Annotated in this window: 10 protein-coding genes; 8 read left to right on the top strand and 2 right to left on the bottom strand. The window is 52.5% G+C overall.

Annotated elements, in window-relative coordinates:
- The 3 genes from ACTF5F_RS13365 to ACTF5F_RS13355 all read left to right on the top strand — a co-directional run.
- On the top strand, window positions 1-430 hold a 430-nt coding region (locus ACTF5F_RS13365), incomplete at its 5' end, for a proline racemase family protein (RefSeq protein ID WP_438957363.1).
- 699 nt (window positions 431-1,129) lie between these two features.
- The gene (locus ACTF5F_RS13360) at window positions 1,130-2,170 is read left to right on the top strand and encodes a proline racemase family protein (RefSeq protein WP_438957362.1); all 1,041 of its coding nucleotides are present in this window, start codon (window positions 1,130-1,132) and stop codon (window positions 2,168-2,170) included.
- 664 nt (window positions 2,171-2,834) lie between these two features.
- Window positions 2,835-3,044, top strand: coding sequence for a cold-shock protein (locus ACTF5F_RS13355; RefSeq protein WP_438957361.1), 210 nt, complete (start codon window positions 2,835-2,837; stop codon window positions 3,042-3,044).
- 295 nt (window positions 3,045-3,339) lie between these two features.
- Here the strand turns inward: ACTF5F_RS13355 and ACTF5F_RS13350 are convergent, their stop codons facing one another.
- Window positions 3,340-4,350, bottom strand: a complete 1,011-nt coding sequence (locus ACTF5F_RS13350) for a LysR substrate-binding domain-containing protein (RefSeq protein ID WP_438957360.1) — start codon at window positions 4,348-4,350, stop codon at window positions 3,340-3,342.
- 70 nt (window positions 4,351-4,420) lie between these two features.
- Between ACTF5F_RS13350 and ugpB the strand changes: the two genes are divergently transcribed.
- The 5 genes from ugpB (at window position 4,421) to ACTF5F_RS13325 (ending at window position 9,525) form a co-directional block, all read left to right on the top strand.
- Window positions 4,421-5,731 (top strand): sn-glycerol-3-phosphate ABC transporter substrate-binding protein UgpB, encoded by a 1,311-nt coding sequence (ugpB, locus tag ACTF5F_RS13345; protein ID WP_438957359.1) that lies wholly within the window; start codon window positions 4,421-4,423, stop codon window positions 5,729-5,731.
- A gap of 69 nt (window positions 5,732-5,800) precedes the next feature.
- Window positions 5,801-6,682, top strand: coding sequence for a sn-glycerol-3-phosphate ABC transporter permease UgpA (gene ugpA / locus ACTF5F_RS13340; RefSeq protein ID WP_438957358.1), 882 nt, complete (start codon window positions 5,801-5,803; stop codon window positions 6,680-6,682).
- Window positions 6,683-6,699: 17 nt separating this feature from the next.
- Entirely contained in the window at window positions 6,700-7,536 is an 837-nt protein-coding gene (gene ugpE, locus ACTF5F_RS13335; RefSeq protein WP_438957364.1) for a sn-glycerol-3-phosphate ABC transporter permease UgpE, read from the top strand.
- Window position 7,537: 1 nt separating this feature from the next.
- Window positions 7,538-8,593, top strand: a complete 1,056-nt coding sequence (locus ACTF5F_RS13330; protein WP_438957357.1) for an ABC transporter ATP-binding protein — start codon at window positions 7,538-7,540, stop codon at window positions 8,591-8,593.
- The gene (locus tag ACTF5F_RS13325; RefSeq protein WP_438957356.1) at window positions 8,590-9,525 is read left to right on the top strand and encodes a glycerophosphodiester phosphodiesterase family protein; all 936 of its coding nucleotides are present in this window, start codon (window positions 8,590-8,592) and stop codon (window positions 9,523-9,525) included. Before ACTF5F_RS13330 ends, ACTF5F_RS13325 begins: the two co-directional genes overlap by 4 nt.
- Before the next feature lie 247 nt (window positions 9,526-9,772).
- Here the strand turns inward: ACTF5F_RS13325 and ACTF5F_RS13320 are convergent.
- The coding region (locus tag ACTF5F_RS13320) for a pectin acetylesterase-family hydrolase (RefSeq protein ID WP_438957355.1) at window positions 9,773-12,190 on the bottom strand (2,418 nt) is incomplete at its 5' end.

Raw genomic sequence — 12,190 nt, 5'->3', positions numbered from 1 at the left:
GGCTGCAAACGCCGCGTATGACGTGCAGCACCCGGAAATTCCGTCTATTGATCACATCGCTTATGCGATATTTGTCGAAAGGCTGGATGCGAATACTGTACGAACTTGCTGCACGCTTTGGCCAGGTCGCGTTGACCGCTCCCCTTGCGGCACAGGCAGCTCCGCCATTTCCGCTGTCCTTCACAAACGCGGTGAACTTGCGGTTGGCGAGGAAATGACTACGGTTTCAATCATTGGGTCCAGATTCAGGGTCAGCTTGACAGGCGAGACGGAAGTCGATGGAAAAACCGCAGTTCTCCCCAACGTCAGCGGACGGTGCTGGACCTATGGCATGAGCCAACTTGCACTAGACCCCGACGATCCATTCAGGGATGGCTTTGCACTTCCTGATGCATGGGGACCGGAGGCGATGCATATCAAGTGGGAATGAATGTCAGCCGCGCGGGCCGATGAAGCGATTATATGCTGCATCCAACTATCTTCAATTGGCATAAGCCGACATTTAACTAGGCATCCTGAAGGTCGGAAAAGTCCGCATAGCAGACGTTAGTGCTTGGATAGGGCAATGTCTGCTTCCTCAGTTAGTGGCGGCGAACAAAACTCCAGCCCAATGAATTTACAACGCTAATACTAAAGCCCCGTGGTCCGAGGCGCGGGGCCTTATGATGGGGGCCCCCGGTCCATGGTCCTGCGGATCAACTGCATGGGTTGGGCACAGTAACCCCTACCGCCGGTCCACGGACCACGACCGGAGCAAAATCATCCAACGCCAACTATGTCGCAGCAACGCTATAAGCAAGACGTGGGTGCGTGATCCAATGCCCACGGTCCTCGGCTCTTGGTTCCATGTATTTAAATCTCGGCGTTAGACATTGGGCTAAAGCAATCATTGATTCAAATTGCAGCGAAAGGTTACTTTGAGCCCCTAACGACCGATGCTGCATCACGCGCGAATGTCCGTTGCTAGGAACATGTGATCCCACAAATTCTTCTGGTGGAAAGTATACTTTTCCCAGGCGCGGTATTGTCAAATACAACAAACTGCGAATTAGTATCGAATTGGAACGTTGCAGAATCTTGATTGTGGCGCAGCCCCAACGACAAATTCAAGCAGTAAAGGGGATACCAATTGCGCTGGAAAAAAACGTTGCAATTGCTTGATGTGCATTGCGAAGGCGAAGTCGGAAAAGTTGTCACATCCGGGATCTACGACATCCCTGGACAAACTATGACCGAAAAGATGGACTATATTAACAAGGTTGATGACAGCCTGCGTCGGTTCGTTTGCCTTGAACCGCGCGGCGCGGTAAATCAAACCGTCAATCTGATGATACCTCCCTGTGACCCATCAGCGGATGCGGGATTTATCGTGCTGCAAGCGGATGAAGCTCACCCTATGTCTGGCGCCAATACCATGTGCGTCGCAAATGCCTTGTTGGAAACAGGCATGATCGAAATGCAGGAACCCAAAACCGTATTGCGCCTTGAGGCACCAGCAGGAATTGTGACCGCGACGGCTGAGTGTAAGGACGGCAAATGCGAGCGTGTCTCGCTTGATATGATACCATCTTTCGTCGACGCACTGGATCAAACGGTTACCACGGAAGAATGGGGCGAAGTTACTTTTGACATCGCATTTGGTGGCGTTTTCTACGCAGTCGTCGCTGTTGAACAACTGGGGATAAGCATCACCCCCGAGCACACCGCTGATCTGGTCCGGGCAGGCATGGCTATGAAAGAGGCTGCAAACGCCGCGTATGACGTGCAGCACCCGGAAATTCCGTCTATTGATCACATCGCTTATGCGATATTTGTCGAAAGGCTGGATGCGAATACTATACGCACTTGCTGCACGCTTTGGCCAGGTCGCGTTGACCGCTCCCCTTGCGGCACAGGCAGCTCCGCCATTTCCGCTGTCCTTCACAAACGCGGTGAACTTGCGGTTGGCGAGGAAATGACTACGGTTTCAATCATTGGGTCCAGATTCAGGGTCAGCTTGACAGGCGAGACGGAAGTCGATGGAAAAACCGCAGTTCTCCCCAACGTCAGCGGACGGTGCTGGACCTATGGCATGAGCCAACTTGCACTAGACCCCGACGATCCATTCAGGGATGGCTTTGCACTTCCTGATGCATGGGGACCGGAGGCGATGCATATCAAGTGGGAATGAATGTCAGCCGCGAGGGCCGATGAAGTGATTATATGCTGCAACCAACTATCTTCAATTGGCATAAGCCGACATTTAACTAGGCATCCTGAAGGTCGGAAAAGTACCGCATGGCAGGCATCCAGAAACGATGCGGCCAAGGTCTGCTTTGCGGGACGAAGCGGACTTTTGTGACCTTGCGCCAATGTCTGCTTTGAAATGAGTTGTTGCTTTCTTCACCTGTGTCTTCTAGCTGAATGACAACGCCGCGTGTGGATGACCAAATCAGCGGTAAAGTATTCTCGTCCGTGATCCCCAGATCGTTGTCTTGAGTAGCTCCATGAGAGCAAATAAACGACGGCGGCTATTTCTACGAGCTTCCTAGAAGATTAGAGAGACCAAGTGCCAACGGCGATTGATCGCTTGTAAGGCATGAGACCAAATACGATTGACCAACAGAAAAATCCTCGGCAATGCCGAAAGCCGGACAGCGCCCCCAGCGCCTGTGCGGAGCATATCCCGCAAGCGGGATTTTCACCCACAACATAAGATCGACCCGGAACATGCCCGAGATGGCTTAAACCGTATGTTCTCCAACATCGGTGAGTTCACGAAATCTGCTGCCTGAGAGCAGCAAGCAGCCCAGCCAATCCTGGCGGGCACAAATCGTCATTGAAAGGAAAACCTCATGACTAAAGGCACTGTAAAATGGTTCAACGAAACCAAAGGCTACGGCTTCATTGAGCTGGATAACGGCACCGGTGACACGTTCGTCCATATCAGCGCGGTTCAGCGCTCTGGCCTCGATAGCCTGAAAGAAGGCGCGAAGGTTATGTTTGAAATTGTGGAAGATCGCATGAGCGGCAAATCTTCTGCTGAAAACCTTCAACTGCAGTAAGCAAGCTCCAAACGATACCGGTCAGCGAAGCAAATGTCGCTGACTGGAAAGTTCCGGCAGCAGTCATTGCTGCATTGTGACCAATGAGCATGTTTGGGCTCTTCGCAGCCATTTGTGAAAACGCAGCATCCACAGACTGGGCTACACAGTTACCATCGGGGACGGCTCTTTGCGGACTCTTGGCTCGTCTCCTCGATGCTGCAGCGCGGCCCGTCATTCCGGACTTTCGCTGCGGGAGCAAAACCAAGAGTGTGGCGAACTGAAACTGTGCGGACAAAGAAGCCTGAAGGCGAACTCAAATAAGATACGGATCAAGGCTGGTGATGAAGTCTTCCATAAACTCAAGAGCAATGAGTGACGGCATCTTATGGCTGGGTCTGACGAGAGAGATGACGTGGGGAAGTTTTGGATGGAAAGGTCGGAAATCCAAACCCAGATCGACATACTTGGCAGCATCGAGCTCGCTGACGACGGAAACACCTGCGCCGTGGCAAACAAGCTCGCAGGCGGCTGTAAACTGCCGGACTTCGATGTAGGATAGGAGCTCAGTCTGATCTTCCCTAAAGCAGCGTTCCAGCTCCTGAAAGAACACGCTGTCCTTGCGGGTATGTATGATGCGTTCTTTCCTGAGGTCTTGTGGACGCACGTGTTCCAGTCGCTCCAGATCATGATCTTTTGGAAAAATGCACACTGTGCGCACATTGATATCGGTCCGGTCCACTGCGGGATGCCCGAAGAAACCATCGGTGATTCCAAAGTCGTACTGCTCTGTGACCATCCACTCGAGGATTCTTTCCGGTCGGTCGGGTTCGATTGTCATCGATATGCCCGGCCGTTCGCATAGAAATTCCGCGACAACAGACGGAAGGTGGCTGGTGGCGAAGCCAGGCAAACACGCGATGCGAATGTGACCCGCTTTGCGTTTGGTGATTTCCGAACTTGCCCCTGCAATTTGCTGCATCAACTCGATCACACGCCGGATATCGGGCTCGAGCAGCCGGACTTCCTGCGACGGTACGAGCTGCCCGTCTCGTTTATTAAACAACTGAAAGTCGAAGTCTTTTGCCAAATCGGAAAGCAGACGGCTTATGGCCGGCTGGCTGATGCCCATGTCTGCGGCCGCAGATGTCATAGAGCCGTTACTGATGACGGATACGAGTGCCTCAAGCTGGCGAATGCGTGGGGTTTTGCTGTGTTTCATGTCGTTGCCAGGTTTCGGCGTATTCAAAATACATAACATAATGTTATAAAACATCAAGCATGAAGCACCTTGCATTATGCCTGAATCAAGGTAGTCTTTAGCCACGAAGGGCACCGTCAGCGTACCAGCTGTTCACAACGCCATAAGCGCCCAACGCGGCGCAAGGGAGGAAAATATGAAAACGCATTTGCTCGGCTTAGCAGCCGTGTCCACAATGCTGACGCCAATTGCGGCATCGGCGCAAATAGAAGTTCAGTTCTGGCACGCCTTTACGGGCCGCCTGGGCGAACTCGTTGCTGCACAGGTCGAAGACTTCAACGCAAGCCAAAGCGACTACACAGTCGTGCAAAGCCACAAAGGCAATTATTCTGAGACGCTGAACGCAGGCATTGCTGCGTTCCGCGCGCAGGAGCAGCCCCATATTCTGATGGTATTCGAGGTTGGTACCGCGACCATGATGGCCGCCGGGGGCGCCATTCGGCCAGTCTACGAAGTGATGGCCGAAAGTGGGGCCACGTTTGATCCCGATGCCTATATTGGCTCGGTGAAGGGCTACTACACGACGACAGAAGGCGACATGTTGTCCTTGCCTTTCAACTCATCAACCCCTGTTCTTTGGGTAAACCGCGACGCGTTTGAAGCTGCTGGTGTTGACCCAGACATGGATCTTTCCACCTGGGAGAATGTTGGTGGGGCGCTGGACGCATTGAAGGCGGGTGGCGAAGACTGCCCATTGGTTACAGCGTGGCAAAGCTGGATTCACCTTGAGAATTTCTCGGCCTATCATGACGTACCGTTCGCCAGCAAAGACAACGGATTTGCCGGACTTGATACTGAGCTTATGCTGAATGGCCCGGCGCAGGTTGCGCACCTGTCGGCCATGCAGGAATGGGCTCAGGACGGTAAGTTCATTTATACAGGCCGCCGCAATGAAGGTGGTGCGAACTTCCGCTCTGGCGAATGTGCTCTCTTTACAGAAAGCTCCGCTGGGTACGCGGGTATCAACGCCGAGGCAGAGTTTGATTTTGAAGTGCGTCCACTTCCTTACTGGAAAGCCGTAGCGGATGAACCTCAAAACACCATCATTGGTGGCGCTTCTTTGTGGGTCATGTCCGGTCATGAAGCTGAAGAATACAAGGGTGTAGGAGAGTTCCTGAGCTTCTTGTCGAGCTCTGACGTTCAGGCAGCTTGGCACCAGAATACCGGCTATCTTCCGATCACCGCCGAGGCTGGCGACGCGACGCGGGCCGCTGGTTTCTATGATGAAAATCCAGGCACCGACATTGCTGTCATCCAGATGACTGCAAAGCAGCCGACAGCAAACTCGAAAGGTTTGCGCCTTGGGTCCTTTGATCAAATCCGCGGGATCATCGATGAAGAGCTCGAGGCCATATGGTCGGGTGACAAAACCGCACAAGAAGCGATGGATAGCGCGAAAGAGCGCGGCGATGCACTGCTGCGCCGTTTTGAAAGTGCCAACCGCTAAGTGAAGATCGTCTCGCCCCTGTGATCCAATCGGGGCGAGACGCCCAGTCCTTTCGTACCGGAACGGCCCATGGAAAAACGCGTCACATTTCGTGGCTGGCTCCTGCCTCTGGCATTGATCGCGCCGCAGGTCCTGATCTCGGCCGTTTTCTTCTTCTACCCGGCCGTGCAAGCGATATGGCAGTCGCTGTTTATTCCGGATCCCTTCGGCTTGTCTTCGCAGTTTGTCGGCCTGGGAAATTTCGAGTTTCTTCTGAGCGATAGGTTCTATCGCGCGTCGTTTTTAACGACGGCTTTCTTTTCCATTCTGGTCACCGTCTGCAGCATGGTCCCGGCCCTGTTCCTGGCCGTCGTCGCCGACAGGTTGATCAAAGGTTCGGGCGTTTATCGAACAATGCTGATCTGGCCCTACGCCGTCGCCCCAGCGGTCGCCGGTGTTTTGTGGCTGTTCATGTTCAACACGCGCGTCGGCGTCGTGTCGTGGTATCTCGGGCAATTGGGATATGACTGGAACCATGTCTTGAACGGCGGCGAGGCAATGGGGCTTGTTGTCGTCGCATCCGCTTGGGGTCGCATCAGCTACAACTTCCTCTTCTTCTTTGCAGCTTTGCAGTCGGTCCCACGCTCGGTGATTGAGGCCGCCGCCATTGATGGCGCACATTTCTGGCGGCGTTTCTTTGGGATTGTGTTGCCGCTGATCACACCGACTGCGTTTTTCCTGTTGGTCGTGAACATCGTCTATTCGTTTTTTGAAACCTTCGGCGTGATCCACACCATCACCTCGGGTGGGCCGCAACAGTCCACGACAATTCTCGTCTACAAAGTCTTCTCGGACGGTTTTGTCGGTCAGGATTTGGGCTCGTCGTCTGCCCAGTCTGTGATCTTGCTTGTGGTCGTCGGCCTTCTGACGGTCATCCAATTCAAGTACATTGAAAAGAGGGTGCACTACTGATGGCGCAGCACAGTGGAATGGTTGAAAAACGCGGTGTCGGCATATGGCTGACGCATGCTTTTATGATCTTCGGCGTATTGATCATCTTCTTCCCGATCTGGCTGGCATTCGTTGCATCCACGGTCACGCAGGCGGACATCATCCGCCCGCCCATGCCCGTATGGCCAGGAGATCAGTTCCTCATCAACTATAAGAATGCGTTGTTCTCAGGCGTTAACGTGCCTGTCGGCACCATGATGATAAACAGCCTTGTGATGGCGATTGGGATCGCTGTCGGTAAAATCGTCATTTCTCTGCTGAGCGCTTTTGCGATTGTCTATTTCCGCTTTCCCGGCCGGACGACATTCTTTTGGATGATATTCATCACACTCATGCTGCCGGTCGAAGTCCGCATCGTTCCGACATTTGAGGTCGTCGCCGGCTTTGGAATGCTCAACAGTTATTCAGGGTTGATCTTTCCGCTCATTGCCTCTGCAACCGCGACGTTCCTTTTTCGTCAGTTTTTCCTAACCATTCCGGACGAACTTGCGGAAGCGGCGCGCGTGGATGGTGCCCGACCAATGCGTTTCTTCATTGATATCGTCGTCCCCATGAGCCGCACAAACATCGCGGCACTCTTTGTGATTTTGTTCATTTATGGGTGGAACCAATACCTTTGGCCGCTGCTCATAACGACCGATCCAGAAATGAATACCATCGTAATGGGCATCAAGCAAATGTTCCCCTCAGGCGATGACTTTGCGCATTGGCCGACGATCATGGCGACATCAATTCTGGCGATGATCCCACCCGTGATTGTTGTGGTCTCGATGCAAAAACTCTTCGTCCGCGGACTGGTCGATAGCGAGAAATAAAATGGCAACAGTCAACCTTAAGAACGTGAAGAAAAGCTTTGGTGCCACTGATGTGATCCATGGAATCAACATGGACATCGAAGATGGGGAATTCATCGTAATCGTCGGTCCATCGGGGTGTGGTAAGTCGACTTTGTTGCGGATGGTTGCAGGGCTTGAAACGGTCACGTCGGGCGACGTTCTGATTGGCGGCGAGCGCGCCAATGACAAAGAGCCGATGGATCGCGATATTGCGATGGTGTTCCAGAACTACGCGCTCTATCCGCATATGTCGGTCCGCCAGAACATGGGCTACGGGCTCAAGATCGCCGGTATGCCCAAAGATCAAATAAACGCGAAAGTGGAAGAGGCGGCTAGACTTTTACAGCTCGACGCTCTGCTGGATCGAAAGCCCCGCCAACTGTCAGGCGGTCAACGTCAGCGCGTTGCAATGGGTCGCGCCATTGTGCGTGAACCGGCGGTGTTCCTCTTTGACGAACCTCTCTCGAACCTAGATGCAAAGCTACGCGTCCAGATGCGACTGGAAATCCGTGAGTTGCAGGAAAACCTGGGCATAACATCGCTCTACGTGACCCATGATCAGGTCGAGGCCATGACAATGGCTGACCGGATGATTGTTATGAATGGCGGCGTCGCGGAACAAGTCGGCTCGCCGCTGGAGGTATACGAGACGCCGCGTACTTTGTTTGCCGCCCAGTTCATCGGCAGCCCTGCCATGAATGTCTTTGACGCAGATGTTGTGGGCGGCGACGTGATGCTCGGGGGGGCTCGAATTGGGCCGGGGCATGGGGACGACGGACCGGTGAGATTGGGGATGCGCCCGGAACACCTTGTCGCCGACGAACAGGGCCCCGTTGAGGCGCATATTCAGATGTCAGAACCGCTGGGTGCAAACACACTGCTGCACGGCCGTCTGAGCAGCTCTGGGAGCGCCATTACCGCAAGCCTGCCAGGCGTCCACGCAATCGGAGACAAAGGGGCAACAAGACGGTTTGCGATTGACCCGGCGCACATCCATTTGTTTGAACCTTCGACGGGTCAAAGGCTGACGGCGTGAGCCCATTTCCGGCGGTGGACGCGTTTCGTGGCCGAGACGGTGTGACCCGAGTGGTCGGGCATCGCGGCGCACGCGGAATTTTGCCAGAAAACACTATGATGGGCTTTGTGTTTGCGATGTCCACGGGCGCATATTTGCTTGAATTTGATGTGGTTCTGACCGCTGACGAAGTTCCGGTTATCACGCACAATCACCGACTGCACGCGCCCACATTCCGAGATGGCGCCGGAAACTTCCTGAAGGATGAACCCAAGGTCTCAGATGTCACATGGGAACAGCTTCAGAGGTTTGACGTCGGCCGGGTTGATGTCTCCAGCGCCTATGGACGCCGTTTCCCAGATCAGGCCAGGGTGGACGGCTTGCGTGTGCCGCGATTGGTGGAGCTCCTCGACTGCGTAAACCAACCACTGTTCGATGCGGCGCACCTCATGCTTGAAATTAAGTCCGACCCGGAATTCGCACACGATCAGGCATGTCGCAAAGAGCTTGTGAGCCGCGTTGTGGCCGAAGTCCGCGCCGCTGGGATGCAGGACCGCACATTGCTTCACAGTTTTGATTGGAATTTGCTTGCCGAATGCCAGGATCAAGCACCCGAATTCCCTACCTCGTTTCTCACTCAACTCCCCGATAACGATGACGAAGTGGGCGAAGACTCATCCAAGTCCATCTCTCCAGACTTTTCGGGTCGCGAACACCAAATCCCTTCGTTAGTCGCCAAAGCCGGTGGATCGCTTTGGTGTCCCTATGTAAATGATGTGACTGCCGAGACCGTCGCCAACGCACACAAGCTGGGTCTTGTGGTGGCGGTTTGGACGGTGAACGAACGAGAAGACATCGACCGAATGATCGACTTTGGTGTTGACGCGATTGTTTCCGACTACCCTAGCCGTGTGCAGGGCCGCTTGGAGACTCGAGGCATCTCTTGGTTGTAGCTTCAACTGCGCTCAGCCGACCTTGGCGCGCAATGAAGCATGTAGGTTTGTCTTACGTCAGCGCTTATGGGTCCAAATAGGGCAATTTGATAAGAGAGTTTTCTTGGCTCATCGTAACCACCAAGGAGTGGACTGGCGTGCCCCAAACCACAGGCACAATCTACTCATGATTCTATAAATACAGGCGGGCACCTCTTGGATTGGTGCCAGCAGTTTTTTGCAGGTCATCATTCGAGAGTAAGATCAATTAGTTCAACCAGGCCCATAGCCGCTCTTTCAAAGATCCACCACTCATCGGGAAGTCGTAGAACTCATTTACAAGCATTCCGTGAACCAAATCCGCGTAGTCCGGATGTAAAGTTTCACCATTTTGGATGGATAGACCATGTCCATAATAAGCAAGATCACTTTCTATGCTCGCTCGATTAGCGTTGGTATCACCTCTCATGTAAGGATCGCCCATATTCCAAATGAAGAACACGTTCTCAAACCCATATCGGTCAAAATGTGTCTTTTGTGGAAAACAACTAGCCCATTGTGATCCACAGTGTTGTGGCATGTTGGCATATACAAACTGTTCGATTGCATCCCAATTAGGCCCACTCCAACCATCTCGGACAGCTCTGGATTCAGTATCGAGCCAAAAACTGTCTACCAGCAGGTATGGGTTTTCAAATTGACTAATCAAGTCAGCATTGTAACCCAATCCAATTGCTCCGGCACTCGAGCCACCAAATACTAAACGAGATGCAGCCGACAGGTCAGGAGCCAATTGGTCGATGACATCCTCTACTATTGCTCGTCCCCGGAAATACACCGTTTCACCACGGATAGTGTGCGTGTGAGAACCTTGGTATAGGTCATTCGAGCAATAGGGGATTACTGCCACATTGTAGCCTTTGTTGAGAAAATCTTCGACGGCGGGCATGTCTTGAAGATAGCCCGGTTGAGTGCGGGGTGTCGTCCAGCTTGGGACGCGAGACAAATACTCCTCAGCGTCTGATGCTAGACCACCACCCTGCAAGTATACAAACCATTGATCCGACCCAGTGCGATAAACATGAAATGCAGCCTGTTCGCCGTTACTACAAACTGCCTCGGCAGAGTTGGTGTGGAAAACCGAGCTTGATGTTTCATCTGAGCCGGACTGACCGTTGCCTTCCACCACCTCAATGCCTTGTTCACTCCCAAGCATATCTACAACTTGGCCACCCACAGTAGTTAGCACCTCTATGCGCTGCTCGTCGGTTAGCATTGGCATTTTAACAATCAACTCTAGTCCAACTTCTTGACGGTTTAGATCGTTTAAAATGGCATCCAAACCGGTCACAGAAATGGAAGGGTCAGCTTCCCAAGCACCGACAGCGACACGTCCTTGATAGAATGCACAAGAGTTGGTTGCGAACTGCGCCAATTCATCAAAACCACCAAAACCCTGATCCGCTCCCAACACCAGCCGGTTCGCAAGAAAGTCGAATTGAGGGTAATATTCTTGGCAAAATGTCGCGACGAATTCTCGACCGGCCCACTCGATAACAACATCATATTTGCCCGCTAAAACACGATCATGGATCTCTAGATTACCCATTGCTGTGATGACCGCACCAGACGTTGGCAACTCGATTGGTGAAGCTAAGGTAAAGAAATCATCCATGGAGAACGACTGATCAGAGTGGTCACCAACGAAATCATTAAATGCCGCGCTGTGGATATTGCCGAAGGGAATACTAGCGTTGTTGAGAATTATGCCTCGGCTGCCGTCTCCATCAAATAGGCTCTCAGGAACACGAAGCACATGGTTCGTGGGATCATTTGCCGGAATATGTGAAAACGCCAATCCACCAAGATTTTTGAGATACGCCCTTCTCACCAACTGAGCGTTTTGTTGATCATCGCCCCCACCGCCAATAAATGCCACGTCGACAAGGCCATCCCTATCAACATCATGAAATCGGAAGTTTTCAATAAAATTGTTCCATTCATTGCCTTCATGTTCTGCAACATAGCCATCTGGCGCAGTAACAATTGGATAGAAGGAGGAACCATAGGAGCCGTCGCCGAGGTTCTCGATTACTTGCACACCGGTGCCAACGTATAAGATACCCGCACGTGACAAAATTATGTCCAGATCGCCATCCGTATCTAGGTCCCATAGGCCCAATTCAGGGACTGTTCCCCAACTCTCAATTGTAGGCAACCGAACAGAACGGGTGAAATTGCCGCGACCATCGTTCAAAGCAATACCTGTTGGAGAAGAGCCTCCATATTCATGACCAGCATGAACCAAATCGAGGTCACCATCTCCATCCATATCTCCTAGCTCAATAGCGAACGCATTAACATCGCCACATGTCCGCCTAGACATGGATCCAGAGCTATCATTGATCCAACAAGTCAGCTTGTTTGCAAGTTCGGTGAGGACAATGTCTACGTCTCCATCTGCATCTATGTCCCCAACTGCGCCACCGTGATCAAAAATCTGATAGTTTGGATCGTTCAGATGTGTGTTTGAGCTTTCCATCCAAGTTCCATTGGGTTGGCTCAAAAAATAACTGTCTCTAATGCCATCGTGATGACCAATTGCATGATCTGCAACGAACAGGTCAGGAATATCGTCACCGTTAAAGTCAGCAACTAAGTTTTGTCGTGCCAAAGACTGACCAGG

It is taken from the genome of Cognatiyoonia sp., assembly GCF_965661665.1.
Classification (GTDB): Bacteria; Pseudomonadota; Alphaproteobacteria; order Rhodobacterales; family Rhodobacteraceae; genus Cognatiyoonia.
This window is presented reverse-complemented; position numbering and strand designations above follow the sequence as displayed.